Source organism: Streptomyces sp. NPDC004732, assembly GCF_040609235.1.
In the GTDB taxonomy this organism is placed as follows: Bacteria; Actinomycetota; Actinomycetes; order Streptomycetales; family Streptomycetaceae; genus Streptomyces.
In genome coordinates this window covers 260,745-280,713 of sequence record NZ_JBEXJR010000004.1, presented here as the reverse complement: position 1 = coordinate 280,713, position 19,969 = coordinate 260,745, and the positions used below count along the sequence as shown (strand labels likewise).

18 protein-coding genes are annotated in these 19,969 nt (G+C 71.8%); 9 read left to right on the top strand and 9 right to left on the bottom strand.

The window, feature by feature from the left end; all coding sequences use genetic code 11:
* Window positions 1–207 precede the first annotated feature (207 nt).
* Complete coding sequence (locus ABZV77_RS13530; protein ID WP_356254905.1) at window positions 208–1,092, top strand: hypothetical protein; 885 nt, start codon at window positions 208–210, stop codon at window positions 1,090–1,092.
* Between the two features lie 3 nt (window positions 1,093–1,095).
* A complete protein-coding gene (locus ABZV77_RS13525) occupies window positions 1,096–2,886 on the top strand; it encodes a PQQ-binding-like beta-propeller repeat protein (protein ID WP_356254902.1) in 1,791 nt (596 codons plus the stop codon).
* Between the two features lie 32 nt (window positions 2,887–2,918).
* Here ABZV77_RS13525 and ABZV77_RS13520 read toward each other — a convergent pair whose 3' ends face one another.
* The 5 genes from ABZV77_RS13520 to ABZV77_RS13500 form a co-directional block, all read right to left on the bottom strand.
* A complete protein-coding gene (locus tag ABZV77_RS13520) occupies window positions 2,919–3,227 on the bottom strand; it encodes a hypothetical protein (RefSeq protein ID WP_356254899.1) in 309 nt (102 codons plus the stop codon).
* A 315-nt stretch (window positions 3,228–3,542) separates the two neighbouring features.
* Entirely contained in the window at window positions 3,543–3,830 is a 288-nt protein-coding gene (locus ABZV77_RS13515; protein WP_356254896.1) for a hypothetical protein, read from the bottom strand.
* A 156-nt stretch (window positions 3,831–3,986) separates the two neighbouring features.
* Window positions 3,987–4,784 carry an SDR family oxidoreductase gene (locus tag ABZV77_RS13510; protein WP_356254894.1) on the bottom strand — a complete coding sequence of 266 codons (798 nt, stop codon included), beginning with the start codon at window positions 4,782–4,784 and terminating at the stop codon, window positions 3,987–3,989.
* A complete protein-coding gene (locus ABZV77_RS13505) occupies window positions 4,781–6,001 on the bottom strand; it encodes an acyl-CoA dehydrogenase family protein (protein WP_356254891.1) in 1,221 nt (406 codons plus the stop codon). The genes ABZV77_RS13510 and ABZV77_RS13505 overlap by 4 nt, the downstream gene beginning before the upstream one ends.
* A 117-nt stretch (window positions 6,002–6,118) precedes the next feature.
* On the bottom strand, window positions 6,119–6,769 hold the full coding sequence (locus tag ABZV77_RS13500) for an HAD family phosphatase (protein ID WP_356254888.1): 651 nt from the start codon (window positions 6,767–6,769) through the stop codon (window positions 6,119–6,121).
* A 222-nt stretch (window positions 6,770–6,991) separates the two neighbouring features.
* Here ABZV77_RS13500 and ABZV77_RS13495 point away from each other — a divergent pair, with 222 nt between their 5' ends.
* Entirely contained in the window at window positions 6,992–7,933 is a 942-nt protein-coding gene (locus tag ABZV77_RS13495; RefSeq protein ID WP_356254885.1) for an alpha/beta hydrolase, read from the top strand.
* Window positions 7,934–7,987: 54 nt separating this feature from the next.
* Window positions 7,988–8,644, top strand: a complete 657-nt coding sequence (locus tag ABZV77_RS13490) for a TetR/AcrR family transcriptional regulator (protein ID WP_356254883.1) — start codon at window positions 7,988–7,990, stop codon at window positions 8,642–8,644.
* A gap of 49 nt (window positions 8,645–8,693) precedes the next feature.
* On the opposite strand, the gene ABZV77_RS13485 is transcribed toward ABZV77_RS13490, so the two are convergent.
* Both ABZV77_RS13485 and ABZV77_RS13480 read right to left on the bottom strand, forming a co-directional pair.
* Window positions 8,694–9,686, bottom strand: a complete 993-nt coding sequence (locus ABZV77_RS13485; protein ID WP_356254880.1) for a LysR family transcriptional regulator — start codon at window positions 9,684–9,686, stop codon at window positions 8,694–8,696.
* Window positions 9,687–9,759: 73 nt separating this feature from the next.
* Window positions 9,760–10,632 carry an LLM class flavin-dependent oxidoreductase gene (locus ABZV77_RS13480; RefSeq protein WP_356254877.1) on the bottom strand — a complete coding sequence of 291 codons (873 nt, stop codon included), beginning with the start codon at window positions 10,630–10,632 and terminating at the stop codon, window positions 9,760–9,762.
* A 103-nt stretch (window positions 10,633–10,735) separates the two neighbouring features.
* On the opposite strand from ABZV77_RS13480, the gene ABZV77_RS13475 reads away from it, so the two are divergent.
* The 4 genes from ABZV77_RS13475 to ABZV77_RS13460 all read left to right on the top strand — a co-directional run bounded on the left by ABZV77_RS13475 (window position 10,736) and on the right by ABZV77_RS13460 (window position 15,924).
* Window positions 10,736–11,257 (top strand): GNAT family N-acetyltransferase, encoded by a 522-nt coding sequence (locus ABZV77_RS13475; protein ID WP_356254874.1) that lies wholly within the window; start codon window positions 10,736–10,738, stop codon window positions 11,255–11,257.
* A gap of 144 nt (window positions 11,258–11,401) precedes the next feature.
* Window positions 11,402–12,511 carry a hypothetical protein gene (locus tag ABZV77_RS13470; protein ID WP_356254871.1) on the top strand — a complete coding sequence of 370 codons (1,110 nt, stop codon included), beginning with the start codon at window positions 11,402–11,404 and terminating at the stop codon, window positions 12,509–12,511.
* A 500-nt stretch (window positions 12,512–13,011) separates the two neighbouring features.
* Window positions 13,012–13,665, top strand: coding sequence for a hypothetical protein (locus ABZV77_RS13465; protein WP_356254868.1), 654 nt, complete (start codon window positions 13,012–13,014; stop codon window positions 13,663–13,665).
* A gap of 45 nt (window positions 13,666–13,710) precedes the next feature.
* Entirely contained in the window at window positions 13,711–15,924 is a 2,214-nt protein-coding gene (locus tag ABZV77_RS13460; protein WP_356254865.1) for a hypothetical protein, read from the top strand.
* Here ABZV77_RS13460 and ABZV77_RS13455 read toward each other — a convergent pair.
* Window positions 15,908–16,699, bottom strand: a complete 792-nt coding sequence (locus ABZV77_RS13455; protein ID WP_356256027.1) for a GNAT family N-acetyltransferase — start codon at window positions 16,697–16,699, stop codon at window positions 15,908–15,910. The genes ABZV77_RS13460 and ABZV77_RS13455 overlap by 17 nt on opposite strands.
* A gap of 107 nt (window positions 16,700–16,806) precedes the next feature.
* On the bottom strand, window positions 16,807–18,216 hold the full coding sequence (locus ABZV77_RS13450; protein ID WP_356254862.1) for a short-chain fatty acyl-CoA regulator family protein: 1,410 nt from the start codon (window positions 18,214–18,216) through the stop codon (window positions 16,807–16,809).
* A 342-nt stretch (window positions 18,217–18,558) separates the two neighbouring features.
* On the opposite strand from ABZV77_RS13450, the gene aceA reads away from it, so the two are divergent.
* Window positions 18,559–19,839, top strand: a complete 1,281-nt coding sequence (gene aceA, locus ABZV77_RS13445) for an isocitrate lyase (RefSeq protein ID WP_356254859.1) — start codon at window positions 18,559–18,561, stop codon at window positions 19,837–19,839.
* Window positions 19,840–19,969 lie beyond the last annotated feature (130 nt).

Below are 19,969 nucleotides of genomic sequence, written 5' to 3'. Positions count from 1 at the left end.
CGCAGCCGTCGCTGAACACCACCCGCGCCTTGTCGCCGCGGCGCCCGGCACCACACCCCTCGCCACATCCCCCTACCTCTGCTCCTCCCCCGCCGCCACCCCCACCCGGCACCGGGCGCACCCGCTGCGACCGAGGGGCGGCGGCCCGGCACGTGGTATGCCGTATGCGCCTGGTGGGCAGAATGGGTTCATCACTCAGGGGGAGAGATGAGAAACCGGACCACCCTGCGTACCCGGACAGCGCGCACGGCGCGGACCGCACGCACCACGCGGCCGGAATCCGCGGAGCCCTGGTGGAAGCGGCACGGGAGAGGTCTCTGGATCGGTGTCGGCCTTCCGGTGGTCGGCGCCGTGCTCACCGCAGTCGCCCTCCAACTGGTCGGGTTGGGCGGTGAATCCGAGCCGAGTGCGGCGTCTGGCGACAGTGACGGTGACGCCGCTCCGTTCACCGTGACCGCCAGGCAGGAGAACGAGGAGGGCTGCACGGCCCTGCCGGACAAGGTGTCCGCGCCGCAGGACCGGGCGGAGCTCGTCTCCGGCGGTGACGTGAACGCGGTGATCCGGCGCAACGACGGAGCGCGAGCCGGTGAACTGACCGTCGGCATCACCTTCGAAGGCGGCGCGCGTTCGCTGACCATCACCTCGATCGACATCAGACCGAAGTCACCCAAACCCCAAATGCCGCTCTCCGGCACGCTGTTGTGCGAGCCGGGTGCCGGTGGTGAGCCCAAGATCCAGCTGTACGCGGACATGGACGACCCGGAACCCGTCTTCCGCACCGGTGAGAACGCCACACAGCGCTACTTCAAGGACAAGGTCATCACGCTGCGACCGGGCGAGCAGGTCAACCTGTCGGCGATCTTCCGGGCCGAGGAGAGCTCGCGCGCCTTCGGGCTCATGATCCGGTACGTACAGGACGGGAAACAGCACACGCTTCCGGCGCGCGCCCCAAGCGGCGGGCGGTACGCGGTGACCGGCTACGCCAAGCGGTACGGGGTCGTCTATCGGGGATCCGCCGACGGCGGCTACCGCCGGGTCGAGAAGCCGCAGCCGTGCTCGTGGCTGCCCGCGGCACAGCGAGAGGGGTGTTGACCGATGCGGAGACCAGCACGGAAACCGACGAGGAAGCACGCCCGCTACGCCTGGTACACCGGGGGTGGAATCCTGCTCACCCTCAGCCTGCTGGCGCTGCTGATCGGCGACGGAAGTACGTCACCGAAACCGCTCGAACGTCCCAACGCACTGGAAGTGGCGTGGACGTTCCGGAGCGAGGGGAGGGCTCTGGACGTCGCGGACCTGGCAGCACCGCTCAACGACCGGCTGCTGGCCGTCCCGCAGGGCAACAAGGTGAGCCTCGTGGATACGCGCGACGGCCGCCCGCTCTCCCAACTACACAGCTCTGCAGATGAGTTCACGCCGATCGGGTTCTCGGGCGGCGGGCTGCTGACCACGGAGTGGGGGACCAAAACCGGCTCCCTATCCATGTTCGACCCCGAGACCGGGCGGAAGCTGTGGCGGCGTACGACGAGTCCGATCAAGGGGCAGGCCCGGGACTACACCTGGCTGCGGAACGCGGCCGCGCTGCCGGACTCGGGCCCCGTCCTCCAGGCGGCCGACAACTGGTTGGCGGGCCTGGCTCCGCGCACCGGCGCGGCCCGGTGGCGGGAACGGATGCCGACGTACACCGCCTGCGACAACACTCGCCCCGGCGAGGTGCCCTCCGCGCCCCTGGTGGGCGCGACGGCGAATCGCGTCGTCCTGCTGCGCCACTGCCCGGGCCAGGTCGCGGAACTCCAGGTGCTGAACGCGGAGAACGGTCACCTGGTATGGAAGAAGAAGCTGGGCCGCATGCGGCAGATCGCCAGGCTCGTCGTGGACCGCCATGCGATCGGCGTGACCCTCGACGACAGGGTCCGGGTCTTCACGGAGTCGGGCGCGCAGCTCCTGCGGCAGCAGTCTGACCCGGCGTACTTCCTTGCGCTGGGCGGAGAGACGGACGGGACGCTGTACGTCACGGCGGGCAACGTCCTGCGCGCGGTACGGACGGACACCGGGCGGACCCGGTGGAAGCTGCGCCAGAAGGCCTCGGAAAACACCAGCCACGTGACGAGTGAGGCCGTCGTAGGCGAGGTGTTCACCGCCGGAGCGTACGTGGGCGACCTCCGGTGGTCCGTCGGAGACGCCCGCCTCCAAGGGCCGGGTGCGAGCCGCCTGACGGACCTCGAGGGCAAGCGCACTGCGACCGTTCCCTGGCCGGTGGCCGGGGCGCCCGCGGGAGTGAGCGGTGACCTGTTCATCGTCCGCAGCGACGAGCGCGAAGGTACGCGCTACACGGCCCTGCGGCCCGTTCACCGCGACATGGATGCGGCAACCCCTGCTGCGTTGGCGGGAGTTGATCGGTCGGACTGGCCCGACGCCTGTCGCATGGTCGACGCGAGTCTTCTGGCGCGGCTCGGCAAGGACTACATCAAGCTGCCGGTGAAGAAGAGCCGCACCATCCTCGGCACCAAGCTTCCGCACCCGAGCGTCTGCCGTTTCGCCGCGGAATCCGCCTCCGGCTCCGACGGCGACATCTTCACCGTCACCGTGCGCTGGGTGGCGCCCGACGCGAAGGCCGCCAGGACCTACGTGTCGAACGCCCTGCCCTGGGGCTGCGATCCCCCGCTGGAGACCAGGTGCGTGACCGCCGGGATCACAACGCCCCGGCCCGGCGTCCACCTCTACACGTACAGAACGGGCCTCGAACAGAGCCCGGTCGCCCACGCGACCGTGGTGTCCGGCCGCTACGTCGTCGGGGTCAGCGCGGGCGACAACGAATCGGGGACCAAGCGTCTGGTACGCGAGGTGGCGACCTCCCTCACGTCCGCCGGACACCGACACCCGTAAGAAGGGCCCCACCAGGGCCGTATCAGGGCGGGTCAGAGGTCGCTGTCGATCCCGGTGACGGCAGGAGGGCCGAGCGGGGCGTCGGCTTCTTTGATGCCCGCCTCCCTCAGGGCAGCGGTGAGGAGCCTTGTGGCGTTCAGTTCGGCCTCGTACCGGTCAGGTGCTTCGACTTCCAGACGGATCGAGAAAGTGTTGTCCTCGTGCAGGGTGAGCAGGTCAAGGCCTTCGCTCTCGCTCACGTCCGTGTGCTGTGAGGCCAGTGCCCGTTCGAGGGTCGACCGTGTGGAGCCGGTGATGTCGGTGAGAAACGTGCCGGGGACGGTGATGACGAAAGTGGTCATGGTGACTCCTCGTACGGGATGGCACTTGTACGGTTCCTGCTGCCCCCATCGTTCTGCCTTGAACGGCAAGCCGCACCTGAGGCTCCGGGGCAGCACGGGCCCGGCGGCCCCGCTGACCGGCGCCAGCGCGCCCAGCCTGAACCAACGGTCCGCACCCGCCTGAAGAGCCCGGCCGAGCCCCAGTGCCGCCGACGCGCCCTGCGAGAAGCCGGTGGCCATGACCTTCCGCTCCAGCAGATGTCCGGCGCACGGGGCGAAGGCTCGGGCCGCCCGCAGCATGTCCAGGAATGCCGTCGTCTCGGAGCCGATGTCCATTCAGGGGTGCAGGCCGGGCCCCTTGCCAAGACCCAGGTAGTCGGGCGCGACACCCGCGGCCCCCGCCGACGCATGTGCGATCACCGGCGCGGACAGGAAGGCGCCGCGCCGCATGGACGGGGCATCGCTCTTGTGGCTGCCGGTGCCGTGCGCGAAGGCGACCGCCTGCAGCCGCCTCTCGCCGCCCAGCGGAAGCACGAGCAGCCCGCTCGCCGTGGTGGGCCGTCCGTGCGGAGACCAGCGTGCCCCGCCCGCGCTCCTCGTGCCGCGGCTGCGCGGACGACTCATGGGCGGCGGGCACAGTGGTGGCGGTGGCAGCGAAGGCGGGACCGCTCAGCATCAGCCCGCAGCATACGGCTGCCCCTGCTGCCCAGAGGCCGCCGCGACTGGTGCCCCCCCCGGGCCCGGGGGGCCTACCGGGCCTACACCCACCCGGGGCAGCCGTCACAGGGGCCCGCCCCCAAGGAGCTGGCCTCCGTCCACGACGAGGGTCTCCCCCGTGATCCAGCGGGCGCCGTCCCCGGCGAGGAACGCCACCGCCTCCCCCAGGTCCTCCGGTTCGCCGATGCGGCCCAGCGGGGTGGCCGCGGCGACCCGTGCCTCGTTCTCCTCCCACAGCGCCTCGGCGAGCTTGGTGCGGACGACTCCGGGGGCGATCGCGTTCACGCGGACCTTCGGGGCCAGTTCCAGGGCGAGTTGCTTGGTGAGGTGGATGAGTGCGGCCTTGGAGACGTGGTAGATGCCGACGTCCTGGGCGACCGAAAGGCCGCCGATGGATGCGGTGTTGACGACGGACCCGCCGTGCTCGCCCATCCACGCCTTCACGGCGAGCGACGTCCACAGGATGGGCGCCCAGAGGTTGACGTCCATCGTCTTGGCGAAGCGTCCGTGGTCCTGGTCGATGACCGGGCCGTACGCGGGGTTCGTACCGGCATTGTTGACGAGGATGTCCAGGCTGCCGTACGTCGCGACGGTGTGGTCGACGCAGGCGCGCGCGGCGTTCTCGTCGGTGGCGTGCGCGCCGAACCCCACGACGTCGCCGCCCAGTTGGGCCGCGGCCTCCTTGGCCCGCTCCTCGCTGCGGGAGGTGACCACGACCTGTGCCCCGCGGTCACGCAGAGCGGCGGCGGCCGCGAGGCCGATGCCCCGCGAGGCGCCCGTGACGACGGCGACCTTCCCGGCGAGCGGTCCGCCGGGGCTGCTCGGGTTGTTAGAACCACTAGAGCTACTAGAGCTGCTCATCGACCGCTCCGCTCGTTTTCGCGGCGCCGCAGCTCCCGCAGCGCGATCGCGCGCTTGTGCACCTCGTCGGGGCCGTCCGCGAGCCGCAGGGTGCGCAGATGGGCGTACATGCTGGCGAGCGGGAAGTCGTCGCTGACACCGCCGCCGCCGTGCACCTGGATCGCCCGGTCGACGACCTTGAGGGCGACCTCGGGGGCGGCGACCTTGATGGCGGCGATCTCGGTGCGGGCTTCCTTGTTGCCGACTGTGTCCATCAGGTACGCGGCCCTGAGGGTCAGCAGACGTGCCATGTCGATCTCGACGCGGGACTCGGCGATCCAGTCCTGGATGTTGGCCCGGTCGGCGAGCGGCGCGCCGAACGTCGTACGCGACTGGGCGCGGTCGATCATCAGGTCCAGGGCGCGCTCCGCCATGCCGATCGTGCGCATGCAGTGGTGGATGCGGCCGGGCCCGAGCCTCGCCTGGCTGATCATGAAGCCGTCGCCCTCGCCCGCGAGCAGGGCGGTGACGGGGACGCGTACGTCCTCGAAGAGCACCTCCGCGTGGCCCTCGCGGTCCTGGTAGCCGAAGACGGGGAGGTTGCGCAGGACCGTGACGCCGGGGGTGTCGAGCGGGACGACCATCATGCTCTGCTGGCGGTGGCCCGGCCCCTCCGGGTCGGTCTTGCCCATGACGATGAGCACCCGGCAGTTCCTGTGCAGGGCGTTGGAGGTCCACCATTTGCGGCCGTTGAGGACGTAGTCGTCGCCGTCGCGGACCATCCGCATCTCGATGTTGCGGGCGTCGGAGCTGGCGACGGCGGGCTCGGTCATGGCGAACGCGGAGGCGATCTCACCGGCGAGCAGCGGCTTCAGCCACTTCTCCTTGTGCTCCTCGGTGCCGAAGAGCGTGAGGACCTCCATGTTGCCGGTGTCCGGCGCGTTGCAGTTGGTCGCCTCGGGGGCGAGGTGCGCGCTGCGGCCCATGATCTCGGCCAGCGTGGCGTACTCCAGGTTGGTCAGGCCGGGGCCCCACTCCGGGTGGGGGTGGAAGAGGTTCCACAGGCCCTGCTTCCTCGCCTCGGCCTTGAGCTCTTCGAGGACCGGCGGGTGGAAGTGCGGATCGCCCGACTCCGCCATCTGCGCGTCGTACACCGCCTCGGCGGGGTAGATGTGCTCGTCCATGAAGGCGAGCAGCCGCTCCTGGTACTCCTTGGCCCTGTCGGTCACGTCGAACACGGGTCGTCCTCCAACGGTCTTGGGTCCGGCAATCATGGTCCGGAGCTGAGTCTGGGCCCCGGGCTCGCCCGGTGGATACACCGCCGGGCGGGCGGGTCGTCGAGCCGTCGGGCGGCCTCACGCGCCGGTGGCCGGCGCGAGCAGCCGCGCCAGCTGCGCCGCCGTCGTGGGCGCGTCGCGGTGCACGACCCCGGCGATGCCGACCCGCTCCGCCGCCACGATGTTCTGCGGCAGGTCGTCCACCATCACGGTGTCCTCGGGCCGTACGCCGAGACGCTCGCACGCGACGGCATACGCGCGGCGCGACGGCTTGCGCACCCCGATCTCCCCGGACACCGTCACGGCGTCGAACATCGCGGGCAGGTCGAAGCCGTCGTAGCAGTGGTCGCCGAGCGAGTTGGAGAGCAGTCCCACGCGGTGGCCGTCGGCCCGGACCTTCGCCACCAGGGCGATCATGCCGGGGTCGGGGTGCAGCAGGGACTGGATGCGGCGCACCAGGCCCGGCCCCTCCGCCGCCGCTCCGTGGGCCCGCAGCCGCGCCGCGAACCCGTTCTCGAACTCGCGCTCGCCGACGCGGCCCTCCTCGTGCGCCACGAGCAGCGTGCGGCTCTCCTCGTCCCGGGAGAGGAGCCGGAGCAACAGCCGTGGATCGTCGGCCAGTTCCGTGCCGAGCTCCTCGAAGGCGACGACGACGCTGGTGGTCAGGACCCCGCCGAAGTCGAACAGGACCGCACACCGCGTCCGCTCGGCACTCCCCACGTCACTCATCGCACCGCACCTTCATTCGTCTCGGGTTCCGCCAACGTATTTGAATCCGGGTTCAAGTTCAAGGGTCCGGGAGCTGCCGACGGATCGCGCCGCGCCCGGGGCACCCCCGGCGCCCCGGGCACCTGTACATATGAACCCAACGTCAAGTTCAATACGTTGAACACGGCCCCGGCCGCCGCCAGTCAGCCGCGCCGCCACCTGCGGACCACGGAGGTTCTGCACATGTCGACACACGTCACCATCGCCGAGTGGGAGAGCGTCGCGACGCGCGAGGTCACCTCGGGCGACGTCACGCTCCGCGTCTTCGACCACGGCGACGGACGGCCGGGCAGGCCCCCGGTGGTCCTGTGCCACGGCTTTCCCGAGCTGGCGTTCTCCTGGCGCCACCAGCTCTTCGCGCTGGCAAGTGCGGGGTACCGCGTCCTCGTCCCCGACATGCGCGGCTTCGGTGGGAGTGGACGCCCGGCCGACCCCGACGCGTACGACATCCTCACGCTCTGCGGCGACCTGACCGCGGTCCTGGACGACGTGGGCGCGGACGACGCCGTCTTCGTGGGGCACGACTGGGGCGCCGCCGTGGTGTGGCAGCTCGCGCTGGCCCATCCGGAGCGGGTGCGTGCGGTGGCCGGGATGAGCGTGCCGGTGGCGCGGCGGGCCCCGGCGCCCCCGATCCCGATCCTGCGCAAGCGCCTCGGCGACGACTTCTACATGGTGTGGTTCCAGGAGCCCGGCGTCGCGGACGCCGCCCTGAGCCGGAACGTGCGCAGGACGCTCACCGCGAAGGAGATCTGGTCCGCCCGGTGGGCCGGGCGGGACGAGGCGCCGACATCGCCCCCGCCGTGGCTCGACGACGAGGAACTCGCCTACTACGTCGACACGTTCGAGCACACCGGATTCACCGGCGGGCTCAACTACTACCGGAACCTCGACCGCAACTGGGAGCTCACCGAGCACTTGGCCGACCGCCGGATCACGCAGCCCTCGCTGTTCATCACCGGGTCCAAGGACCCCGTCGGGCAGTTCATGCCGACGAAGGACCACGACCTGATGCTGACGGACCAGCGGGGTCACCTCGTGCTCGACGGCGCGGGCCACTGGATCCAGCAGCAGCGACCCGAGGACGTGAACGCCGCTCTCCTCGAGTTCCTCTCCACGGTCGGCTGATAACATCCGCTGCCACCGATACGTACAGGTTCGACCGACAGTGAATGGATCGCAGTGGCTGCCCAGGCCCCGGCCGCAGACGGCGGTCAGAAGCAACCGATCACGCCCCGCAGCGCCCGTGGCGTCAGGACGCGCAACGCGCTGATCGCCGCCGCCCGCGAGGTGTTCGAACGCGACGGATATCTGGACGCCCGCATCACGGACATCTCCAAGGCGGCGCACGTCGCCTCCGGGTCGTTCTACACGTACTTCAACAGCAAGGAAGAGATCTTCCAGGCGCTGGTCGAGCAGGTGCAGGAGGAGATGCTCCACCCGCACCTGCGGGAGCGCACCGGCATCACCGACCCCCGCAAGCTCATCGACGCGTCGAACCGCGAGTACCTGCGCGCGTACAAGAAGAACGCCCGCCTCATGGCGCTGTTCGAGCAAGTCGCCCAGGTCGACGAGCAGTTCATGGCGCTGCGCATCGAGCGCGGCAACGCGTTCGCCCGGCGCAACGCCAAGCTGATCCGGACCCTCCAGGAGAACGGCCAGGCCGACACGAGCCTGGACCCCCTCGTCACCGCGCACGCCCTGTCCGTGATGGTGAGCCGCATGGCCTACATGGTGTTCGTGCTCGGGCAGCGCATCCCGTACGAGCGGCTCGTCACGACGCTCAACACGATCTGGGCGAACGGGCTGCAGCTGCGGGACCCGTCGCCCGGGGCCTGACACCGGCGGCTCCCCCGAAGCCCGGCCGACGGTTCCCCGGCCGCACCCGCTACCAGCCGCGCGCGGACTCCAGCAGGTGGTCCCTGACCAGGGCGACGTGCGGGTTGTCCGCGGAGCCGGGCCGCTGGACGAGGTAGCCGGTGTTGATGGGCGGGTCGTCCGGGTCGTTGAGGAGGAGCAGCGCGCCCGACGCCAGCTCGTCGAGACACAGGTAGCGGGGCAGCACACTGAATCCCGCGCCGCCCACGACGGCAGCCTTGACCGCGCGCAGATCGGGCATGGTGACGGCGGGCTTGCAGACCAGGCGCTTGCCGAAGACGTGACGCCAGTAGCGGCGGACGATGGGCAGGTCCTCGGCGTACGCCACCAGCGGGACGCCGTGCAGCGCCGCGGGACCGTCGGCGGCGATTCGCGCAGCCCCGCCGATCCGCTCCGCCCAGGCCGCAGTCGTGACCAGGACGAACTCCTCGTCGGCCAGGGGCACGGCGGCCAGCGCCCGGCCGCGGGGGCGAGCCGTGGCGATCAGCAGGTCGTGCCGTCCCGCGCGCATCTCCTCCAGGAGGTCGTCCGTCAGGCCGGTCGCGATCCGCAGCACCACGCCCTTCTCCACCAGCGGAGCGATCCGGGGCAGCACGCAGTGGGAGAGGAGCTCCGCCGGGCCCGCCACGTGGACCGGCTCGGCGGAACTGTCACCGCCGTGCCCCGCGATCTCGGCGAGGGCGTCCAGGGGCTCCACGATCCGGGACGCCAGCTCGTCGGCGAAGGGCGCGGGGGCCGCGCCGCGCGGGAGCCGCTCGAACAGTTCCCGGTCGAGCCTGCGCTCCAGGGAGCGGATCTGAGCGGTGACCGTGGGCTGGGACAGGCTCAGGAGGCGGGCAGCCGCGGTGAAGGATCCGGAGCGGTAGACCGCGAGGAAGGTGCGGAGCTGGTTGAGGTCCAGCGAGGCGGCACCGGTCGTACCGCCCGTGCCGTGCCCGCCGCCGAGTGCTTCCGCGGGCCCTCCGGCGGCGTCGGCGGTCCCATCGGCATCCTTATGTCCCATGCTCAGGAGCCTAAAGGGTGCCGATGGGGTGGGCGACCTGCCGCCAGGCGCGGCCGGGCGCTGGTGCGCCGCGTCACGACATCAGCGGGCGCACCTCGTCCGTGACGAAGCGGATGAACCCCTCCGGGTCCGGTTCGTCGGCGGTGGGCTGCAGGACGACCGTGTCGGCCCCCGCCTCGGCGAGCCGCCGGACGGCCTTCGCCACGTCCTCGGCGTCCCCGGCGACTCCGAGCCCGGCGACGTCTTCCTTGCCCTCGCTCCGGAGCTCGGCCCGCAGCCGGGCCTCCGCATCGGGTCCGGTCGCGGTGAGCAGGTAGACCACCACGCGGTGGGTGCCCGTACGCCCGGCCGACTCCCGTCCCTCGTCGATGAGTTGGCGGGCCCTGCGCACGCCGTCCGGCGTCGTGCTCGCGTCCAGGATGGTGCCGTCCGCGGACTCTCCGGTGAGCCGCAGCGAGCGCGGCCCCCGCGCGCCCGCGTAGACCGCGGGGACCGAGGCGGGCGGCCAGTCGAGCGCGACGCCGTCGAGCCGGACGTACCGCCCCTGAGTCGTGACGCGCTCGCCCGCCAGCAGGGCCCGCATCGCGTCGAGGTGTTCGCGCAGGAGCGTGACCGGCGACTCCGCCCGCGCCCCCACCTGCCCCATCCAGTCCTGCACGCCGTGCCCGACGCCGAGCATGACGCGGTCCGGGAACAGCCGGTGCAGCGTGGCCGCCTCCATGGTGGTGAGGGCGACGTTCCGCAGCGGCACGGGCAGCAGGCCGACCCCCACGCGCAGCCGCTCGGACCAGGCGAGGGCGGCGGCCGCGGCCGCGATGCCGCTCTCCAGGAAGCAGTCCTCCCAGAGCCACAGCTCCGCGAGTCCGGCGTCCTCGGCCGTGCGGACCATCGCGCGCAGGCGCTCGGGGGGAAGTTGCGGACGGAACACCACGCCAAGAGTCGTCATGGCGCCTTCCTATCCCGCACCCTCGCCCGCGATCAACAGAGATGCGGCACCTTCATCCAGTAAGGGTTGTGTTGTACAAGACCCTTACTCAAGGGTGATCGTCATGAACCAGCCCACCGGACAACTCACCATGCCCCGCACCACCGTTCGCCGGGCGGTGGAGGCCGACCTTCCCGAACTCGTACGCCTGCGGGCACTGCTCTTCGAGACCCGCAGCGGCGACTACTTCAACCCCGCGCCGGACGATCCTGACCGGAACGACTGGCGTCACAACCTCGCCTCCGTGCTCCAGGCACAGCTGACGGCGGACGCCGCCCGCATCCTCGTCGTGGACGGCGAACACGGGCTCGCGGCCTGCGGCATCGGCACCGTCGAACAGTGGTTCCCCGGCCCGCACAACCTCACCGGCCGGGTCGGCCACGTCATCGGCGTGGTCACCGACCCCGCGTACCGGCGGCGCGGCCACAGCCGGGCCGTCATGCGGGCGCTGCTCGACTGGTTCCGCGCGCAGGACGCCTCCCGAGTCGACCTGTACGCCTCCCACGAAGGCGAGCCGCTCTACCGGGACCTGGGCTTCGTCGACCACCCGGATCCCGCGCTGTACTGGCGCCCAGCACATCGGTGAACCCCCACGGGCCGACTCGGCCGAAAGGGATTCCGGGCGCCGTCCCTCCGCAGCATCATGGGAAGGAGGCGAAACGGGGGTTCCGTCATGGGTGTTCGCTCCGGTTCGGGTGCCGATCGGGTGCCTGTCTGGGCCTTTGCCGCCATGGGATTCGTCCTGGTGGTGGGGCTGTTCTTCGGGATACGGGGAGTCGCGTCGCACGACGGCGGGGTGCGCGGAGGCGGTGGTGGCTCCTCGGGTGGTGACTCCTCGGGCGGGGGCACCAGTACGGGGACGAGTACCGGCGGCGGTGGCTCCGACATCACGGGCGGGAGCGGCGGCTCGGGCGGGGGCGACGCGACCGGCGGGGCGACGGGCGGGGGAACGAACGGGTCGACGGGAGGCTCCTGGCACACCGGTGGCGGCGACGGTGGGAAGGGCCGGGGCGGCAACAGCGGCGGCGGGGGCCGCGGGGGCGGGACTCCGCCCGGCTGGCTGCCCTGGGGGCCCAAGTCGCCCAACACGGACGACGCGCCCGAGCCGGACAGCATGTACGACCTGCTCCAGCAGGGCGATTGCCAGCAGCCCTACAACAGCGCGACCGACCCCGGGCAACGCCCCGAGAACTCGGGGACCCTGCAGGCCTGGAAGGTCATCGAAGGGCTTGCCGGGATCTGCAAGGCCGCACACGGCGAGCCGGGCGGTCTTGGCATCGCCACCCGGGCCGAAGCGGGGCTGCGCTCGGCGGGCTATCGGCCCGCGGCCACCGCATACCTCTGCAAGGACGGCGACGCCTTCGCGGTCCTGCAGCGCTTCGTCGCCTACTACCAGCGGCATCCCGGCGACCAGGTGGTGCTGCGGTCCTCCGCGACGGGGGCCGCGGCCTGCGACAACAAGATCGCCGCCACCGAGGCGAGCGTCGCGCCCGGCTCGACGCTCGGTCTCCAGGGCACCTGGCCCGACGTCCCCCGCGCCGTGGAACTCCGCGCCGCCGAGATGCCGGAACCGCTGGTCCTCAGGCCCTTCGGCGACGAGAACGAGAGGGAGAAGTGCTGCAAGGACGCGGCGGTCTCCGTGGACCTGCCGGGTCCCGACGGCTTCGGCGGCCGACGCCCGACGTCCATCGACGTGACGCTCGTGACGAGGAGCGGCGCGAGGGTGACCAAGCAGGCAGCGTTCACCCTGGACTGGAGCGGCTTCCCCCAGTCCCCGGCGCCTTCGCTCTCGTCACGTTCGCCCTCCCTGCCCGAGCCGAGCGACTCGCTGGCCCGATGAGCGACCCCCGGCCCTCGCCCCCCGAGCCACCTCCGGCACCCGCACCGGGCCCAGACCTGACACCGGCACCGGCGCCAACCCCGGACCCGCGCCCGGCCCCGCGCCCGGACCTGACACCACAACCGAACCCGGACCCGGCACCGAACCCGACACCAGCACCAGCACCAGCACCAGCACCAGCACCAAACCCGGACCCGCCCCCGGCCCCCCAACCAGCCCCGCACCCACCCCCACACCCGGAACCTGCCCCAAGCCCCCGCCCCTCCCCCGCCCCAACCCCCGGCCCCGCCCGTATCCCTGCACCCGCCCCCACCCCGGACCCAGCCCCATCCCCCACCGAACCCCACGTCGGCTGGGTAGAGATCCTCGGTGCCGTCGGGTCCCTCGTCACCCTCCTCACCGCCGTCCTGTTCTACTTCGGCTGGGCGAGCACGGACGCCGAGACCAAGGCGCTCGGGCTGCGTGACACCGTCTTCCACCTTTCCACCAGCGACTATCTGTTGCGCAGCGTCGGGGCCCTCTACCTCCCGGCCTGGCTCGCGGCGGGTGTCGCGCTGGGGACGCTCGGGCTGCTGCGCTGGACGGCGGGCGAACCGGACAGGCTGGCGCGCGCGGTGCGTGTCCTGCGGTTCGCCTGGGCCGTCCCGCTCGCCCTCGTACCGCTGTATCCGCTCAGCCCCTGGCTGTTCGACCTGGTGCTGCCGCTCACCGCGATCGGCGGCCTCGCGCTCAACGCGTACGCCCGCACGCGCGCACGCCGGGACCTGCGGCTGTGGGGGCTCACCCTCTTCGTCTGCGTGCTGTCGCTGTTCTGGGCCGTGTCGGCGTACGCGGCGATCGCGGGCCGGGGCCGCGCGGAGCTGACCGAGCGGACCCTCCGCAGCGAGTTCCCCGCCGTCGTCGTCTTCAGCGAGAAGGACCTGATGATCCGGGGCGGCGGCAGCTGTTTCCGGCGGGTCACCGACAAGGGGAGCCAGTTCGCGTACGAGTACGGGGGACTGCGTCTGTTCCACGTCTCCGGAGACCGCGTCTTCCTCGTGCCGCGCGACTGGACGCCCGACGACGGCACCCTCTACGTCCTCAAGGAGGGGGCGGGGCAGCGGGTCGACCTGCTCAGCGGGGCGGGCCGCCGGGCCGGGGAGTGCCGGAGCTGACGGGGCGGTGTGGCGCCGCGTCCCTGCCCGGCGGATGATCGTTCCGTGAGTGGCAGCGACACGGAGGACCGGGGCGCCACGGCAGCGGGGCGACGGCGGTCCTGGGTGCGGCCGGTGGCCTGGGGTGTGCTGACCCTGGCGACGTTCGTGCTGGTCCTCGCCGGGTGTGCCCGCGCGACGGTGCTGAACCGCGCCTTCTACCAGGCCGTACTGGACGAACAGGGTGCCTACGAGCGGCTGTACGACGAGGTGCTCGTGGATCCGGCGACGGCGCGGGTCACCCGTGACCTCCTCGGCAGGCTGCCGGTGCCCGAGGCGCAGGTGACCGCGAACCTGAAGAACGTGCTGCCGCCCGCCACCCTGCGCACCCTGGTGGACGAGCAGATCGGTCACGCCGTGGGCTACCTACGCGGGGCGGAGCCGCACCTTCGTCTCTCCGTCGACCTGCGGCCCGTCCTGACGAACATCGGCAGCTTCGCCGAGATCTACCTGGGCGACCTGGTCGCCTCCGCCCAGGGTCGGCAGTCCCCCGACTTCGCCGCCTTCGCACGGGAGCTGACGGCCGCTCTGGACGACATCTCCCGTGGCCGCCGTCCCGAGAACCTCCCCGAGCTGCGCCTCGAACCCACCACCGCGCGGCAGGCGGCCGAGTGGCTCATGGGACCCGTCCCGGAGGACCGGCGGGCGGCCCTGCGCCCCCAGGTGGAGGCGTCGCTGGGGACCGGCGACGTGGCGTCGGCGCTCGCGGCCGTGGGGCCGTACGCGCTGGGCGACCGGGTGAGCGGCGCCGCCTCCGATCTGTCGGTCCTCACGGACGACGGCCATTGGAACGCCGTGCCGGACCTGGCGGCCGCGGGCGTCGATCTGGGAGCGGCCGAACAGGCCCGGCACTTCACCAAGCTCGCGCTGGGGTGGGTCCAGGGCATCGCCTGCGTCCTCGCCCTCGCGTCGGGAGGTCTGCTGGCCTTCACCGGCTCCGCGTCCTGGCCGGTGCGGGTGCGCCGCGTCGGCACGGCGCTGGCCGCGGGTGGCGCGCTGGCCGCCGTGGTGCTCGCGCTTGCCCGGTGGCAGGTCGGGGAGCTGCTGGTCCGCCCGCCTGCGAGCTGGCCGCCATCGGTCCGCGACCTCCTCGACGACGTGCAGCACGGCGGCGCCGACGCCCTCACCTCGGTGGGGCTGATCACGGCGGCGCTCCCGCTGCTGGCCGGTCTTGCGCTGACCGGGGCGGCATGGGCGTACGAGAAGGTGGTGGCGCGGCGCGGGGCGCGGCTGACGGGGCGGCGGCGGACCGCGGTCTTCGGCACGGCGGGCGGAGTCCTGGTGGCCGTCGCGATGGTGGGTGCGGTGCTGGCCCCGATGGCGGCGGGCAAAGAGGCCCGCGAGCTGTGCCTGGGCTCGGAGTCGCTCTGCGACCGGCGGTACGACCAGGTCGCCTATCTGGCCACGCACAACTCCATGTCGACGACGGCCGACCGGTTCATCGGCCCGCTCCAGGACCCGGACATCGTCGCGCAGCTGGATGCCGGGGCCCGCGGCCTCCTGATCGACACCCAGACGTGGGAGACCCCCGCGGAGGTGTCGGAACGGCTCCGGGAGGCGGATTTCCCGCCCGACATGAAGCAGCAGATCACCCGGCTGGTCGAACGGGCCAACCCGCCGCGCCCCGGTATGTGGCTGTGTCACGCGGTGTGCCGGGCCGGGGCGATCCCCCTGGTGGAGACGTTGCGCAAGATCGGCACCTGGCTGGATGAGCACCCCGGGGAAATCGTCACCCTGGTCGTCCAGGACGCCATCGACGGCGAGCAGACGCGGCAGGCGTTCCGCCGGGCGGGTCTTGAGCGGCTGGTGTTCACGCCGCACGCCGACCCGGACAGGCCCTGGCCCACCCTGGGCGAGATGATCGGTTCGGGGCGGCGCCTGGTGGTCTTCGCCGAGCAGGCCGACGGGCCCGCGCCCTGGTACCGCAACTTCTACCGGTACGGCATGGAGACCCCGTTCGCGTACACCGCGCCCGAGCAGATGAACTGCGTCCCGCATCGCGGCGGCACCGGCAAGCGTCTGTTCCTGCTGAACCACTTCATCACCGACATGGGCGGCAGCAGGCTCGACGCCGCAGTCGTGAACAAGCGCGACTTCATCCTGGAGCGGGCCCGCCGCTGCGAGAAGGAGCGCGGCCGACCGGTCAACTTCGTCGCCGTCGACTTCGCCACCATCGGCGACGCCCTGGGCGCCGTCGAGACGCTCAACCGGCAGCGTTGAGCGGCAAATCGGCGGCGAGCAGGGCGTGTTCGGTGAACCGTCCGCAGGCGCGGAAGCCGAGACGGCGGTAGACGGGCTCGCCGTCGGCCGACGCCTGGAGGACCGCCAGGGAGTGGCCCAGGTCGCGGGCGGTGTGGAGCGCGGCGAGGGTGACGGCCCCGCCGTAGCCGCGTCCTCGGTGTGCGGCCAGCGTGCTGATGTTGTAGATCCCGGCGACTCCCGCGTACCCGAACACCTCGGCGGAGCAGACCGCGCGGCCGTGCACGTAGCCGACGAGGTAGTGGGCCGGGCAGTCCTGGGCGAGCGCCCGGGGCGCGGTCCGGTGGTGGAAGTGGCGGACGGTTTCGGCGGGCGGGGTCCAGTTCGCGGCGAGAACGGTGGCGTAGTCGGCGAGTTGCCGGGCCGTGGTCACGCGCTGGATGTCGAGTCCGCGTACGGAGGTCCGCGGTGGGAGCTCGTCGAGCTCCGCCCACATCGCCGTCTCGTGCTCCGAGGTCGGCAGCCCGGCGGCCGCGAGCCGCTCGGACAGGTCCTGCGGGGTCGACGCGGGACCGACCCACCAGGAGAAGGGGCGGCCCGTCGCGGCCAGCGCCCGTACGGTCACGGCGATGCGTGCCGGGGCGGTCTCGGCGGTGCAGCGGGCCATGGCGACGATGTTGAAGGTGTCGTCGTCGAGGCCGCTGTCGGCGATCAGGAGGTCGTCGGCCGCCACGACGGTGGCACCCGGCAGGTCCCGATGGAGGTGGCAGGCGTGTTCGGCCAGGTTCCGTTCCATCCGGTCGAGCAGGTCTGCTCGGTCGGCCTGCTCCAGAGGTGGCACGTCGTCGCGGCGATCGCCGTTCATACCTCCGTACCTTGCCGTGCCACGGCCGGGCCTGCCACTCATTTTGGCCCGTCGGCCACCGGGTAGGGCACGAACGTGCTGCTGTTCTGGTCGATCCGCAGGGGGCGGCCGAGCGGCGGTGCGGCTCGCTGCGGGCAGTCGAGGCGTTCGCAGACCCGGCAGCCCATGCCGATGGGTGTGGCGGCCGAAGCGCTGGAGAGGTCGAGTCCGTCGGAGTAGACGGTCCGGTGGGCGTGGCGGATCTCGCAGCCGAGTCCGATGGCGAAGGTCTTGCCGGGCTCTCCCCAGCCGCCGCGGTGCCGGGTGATGGCGCGTGCGGTCCACAAGTAGCGCTGCCCGTCGGGCATTTCGGCGATCTGTACGTGGATGCGGCCCGGCGCGGCGAAGGCCTCGTACACGTTCCACAGCGGGCAGGTGCCGCCGGTCCGTGAGAAGTGGAAGCCGGTGGCGGACTGCCGCTTGGAGAGGTTGCCCGCCCGGTCGACCCGGACGAAGGAGAAGGGCACGCCGCGCAAGCGGGGGCGTTGCAGGGTGCTCAGCCGGTGGCAGACGGTCTCGTAGCCGAGGCCGTATCGGTCGGTGAGGCGTTCGATGTCGTAGCGGACCTCTTCGGCCGCCGTGTGGAAGGCGCGGTACGGCAGGACGAGTGCGGCGGCGAAGTAGTGGGCGATGCCGATGCGGGCGAGGGCGTGGGTCGGCGTGCCGGGCGTGAAGTCGTCGGCGGCCTGGCGGTCGAGGACGTCACCGTGTTCGAGGAGCGCGAGCTGGGTGGCCATGCGGAAGGCACGCTGGCCCGGACGCAGTCGGCTGGACAGGTGGAGGGTGCGGGTCGTGTCGTCGTAGTGGTGGAGGCGGTCGCCGGTCTCGGCCGTCATGCGGACGCCGTGGGCGTCGGTGAGCCGTGCGGTCAGGGCGCGGGTGACCTCGCCGGGGCGGATGCCCAGCTCACCGGCCAGGTGCTCGGCGGCGAGGTCCGTGTCGTGGAGGTAGTTCCTGCGGCGGTAGAAGAAGTCGCGGATCTCCTCGTGGGGCGAGCGTGGCAGGTCGGGGGCGGCGCCGTCGCGGCCGTCCGCGGCTTCCGCGAGCCGTTCGGCCAGGAGTTGGCCGCGGCGGCCGAGGTCCACCAGGACCTGTGCGACCGCGGGCATGCGGGAGGCGAGCTCGGCGAGGTCGGAGGGCGAGACGCGGGCCTCGGCGAGCTCGACGGCCAGCGCCTCCCTCAGGTCCGCCACGAGCCGTGTCTCGTCCCGCTCCGAGAAGAAGCCCGGGTCCACGCCGAAGGTCTCCGTCAGCCGGAGCAGGACGGGCACGGTGAGGGGGCGGGAGTCGTGTTCCATCTGGTTGAGGTAGCTCGGTGAGATGGCCAGGGTGCGGGCCAGCTCGGCCTGGCTCATCCGGCGCTCCTCGCGCAGCCGCCGCAGTCGCGCGCCCGCGTACGTCTTGCTCACCGTGTGGTCCTCCGTGATCCGGCGTGGGGCCAGGTGAGCGTCAGCGTACGGGAATCGGGGCGCCGAATCGCCTTCGCAAGGTTGGCAATTCCTGGCTCGAAGATTCGCAGAAGTTGGCACGCGCCCACGATTGATGGCACTGCGTGCCAGTGCCAGAGTCTGACTGCGGCCCACCAAACTCCTCTGGCATTGCTCGCCTTCGCCACTCTGCGGGGACAGTGGGCCGCACCTCCGGAGCAATGCCGGAGGCATCGAAGACACGCCGTGCCACCACAGTCTGCGAGGCCGTGGGGCATTGGCAGACGACACACGTACGACTCGGTCAAGGAGACGGTGACAGCAATGGCAGACGCGAGGAAGCACGCGGCCGAAGAGCTCGCACGACGCTGGGCCACCGATCCCCGGTGGCAGGGCATCGAGCGCACGTACAGCGCCGACGACGTCGTACGGCTCTCCGGCAGCGTCCGCGAGGAGCACACCCTGGCGCGCCGCGGGGCCGAGCGGCTGTGGCGGCAACTGCACGACCTGGACTACGTCCACGCGCTCGGCGCGCTGACCGGCGGCCAGGCGGTCCAGCAGGTCAAGGCCGGTCTCCAGGCCATCTACCTGTCCGGCTGGCAGGTCGCGGCAGACGCCAACCAGGCCGGGCACACCTACCCGGACCAGAGCCTGTACCCGGCCAACTCCGTTCCACAGGTGGTGCGCAGGATCAACAACGCGCTGCTGCGCGCCGACCAGATCGCCACGAGCGAGGGCGAAGGATCGGTGGACTGGCTCGCGCCGGTCGTCGCCGACGCGGAGGCCGGTTTCGGCGGCCCGCTGAACGCCTTCGAGCTGACCAAGGCCATGATCGCGGCGGGCGCGGCCGGTATCCACTACGAGGACCAGCTCGCCTCCGAGAAGAAGTGCGGCCACCTCGGCGGCAAGGTGCTGGTGCCGACCGCCCAGCACATCCGTACGCTCAACGCGGCCCGGCTCGCCGCGGACATCGCCGATGTGCCGACGCTGATCGTGGCCCGCACGGACGCACTCGCCGCCAACCTCCTCACCAGCGACGTCGACGAGCGCGACGCCGAGTTCGTGACCGGCGAGCGGACGGCGGAGGGCTTCTACCAGGTGCGCAACGGCATGGCCCCGGTGATCGCACGCGGACTCGCCTACGCCCCCTACGCCGACCTCATCTGGGTGGAGACCGGCACCCCTGACCTGGCGCAGGCCCGCGAGTTCGCCGAGGCGATCCACGCCGAGCACCCGGACCAGATGCTGGCCTACAACTGCTCGCCGTCCTTCAACTGGCGGGCCGCGCTGGACGACGACCAGATCGCCAAGTTCCAGCGGGAGCTCGGGGCGATGGGCTACAGGTTCCAGTTCATCACCCTGGCCGGTTTCCACTCCCTCAACCACGGGATGTTCGACCTGGCGCGCGGCTATGCGGAGCACGGCATGACCGCGTACGTCGACCTGCAGGAGCGGGAGTTCGCGGCGCAGGAGCACGGGTTCACCGCGGTCAAGCACCAGCGTGAGGTCGGCACGGGCTACTTCGACCTCGTGTCGACCGCGGTCAACCCCGCCTCCTCCACCACCGCGCTGGCGGGCTCCACGGAGGCGGAGCAGTTCCACTAGGTCGCCATTGGGTCGGGCGGTCGCCTCGGGTGCGGGTGGTGGGGGGCTTGGCGCGCAGTTCCCCGCGCCCCTTGGTCGCCCGGGGCGCCGTCACCCGTCCCTCCGAGTTGTCCCACTCCCCTTCACTTCT

Excerpts from the sequence above, each read along its gene's own strand:
- ABZV77_RS13530 (WP_356254905.1), top strand. The coding sequence starts at position 208 with ATGAGAAACCGGACCACCCTGCGTACCCGGACAGCGCGCACGGCGCGG.
- ABZV77_RS13525 (WP_356254902.1), top strand. The coding sequence starts at position 1,096 with ATGCGGAGACCAGCACGGAAACCGACGAGGAAGCACGCCCGCTACGCC.
- ABZV77_RS13520 (WP_356254899.1), bottom strand. The coding sequence starts at position 3,227 with ATGACCACTTTCGTCATCACCGTCCCCGGCACGTTTCTCACCGACATC.
- ABZV77_RS13515 (WP_356254896.1), bottom strand. The coding sequence starts at position 3,830 with ATGAGTCGTCCGCGCAGCCGCGGCACGAGGAGCGCGGGCGGGGCACGC.
- ABZV77_RS13510 (WP_356254894.1), bottom strand. The coding sequence starts at position 4,784 with ATGAGCAGCTCTAGTAGCTCTAGTGGTTCTAACAACCCGAGCAGCCCC.
- ABZV77_RS13500 (WP_356254888.1), bottom strand. The coding sequence starts at position 6,769 with ATGAGTGACGTGGGGAGTGCCGAGCGGACGCGGTGTGCGGTCCTGTTC.
- ABZV77_RS13495 (WP_356254885.1), top strand. The coding sequence starts at position 6,992 with ATGTCGACACACGTCACCATCGCCGAGTGGGAGAGCGTCGCGACGCGC.
- ABZV77_RS13485 (WP_356254880.1), bottom strand. The coding sequence starts at position 9,686 with ATGGGACATAAGGATGCCGATGGGACCGCCGACGCCGCCGGAGGGCCC.
- ABZV77_RS13480 (WP_356254877.1), bottom strand. The coding sequence starts at position 10,632 with ATGACGACTCTTGGCGTGGTGTTCCGTCCGCAACTTCCCCCCGAGCGC.
- ABZV77_RS13475 (WP_356254874.1), top strand. The coding sequence starts at position 10,736 with ATGAACCAGCCCACCGGACAACTCACCATGCCCCGCACCACCGTTCGC.
- ABZV77_RS13470 (WP_356254871.1), top strand. The coding sequence starts at position 11,402 with ATGGGATTCGTCCTGGTGGTGGGGCTGTTCTTCGGGATACGGGGAGTC.
- ABZV77_RS13455 (WP_356256027.1), bottom strand. The coding sequence starts at position 16,699 with ATGGAACGGAACCTGGCCGAACACGCCTGCCACCTCCATCGGGACCTG.
- aceA (WP_356254859.1), top strand. The coding sequence starts at position 18,559 with ATGGCAGACGCGAGGAAGCACGCGGCCGAAGAGCTCGCACGACGCTGG.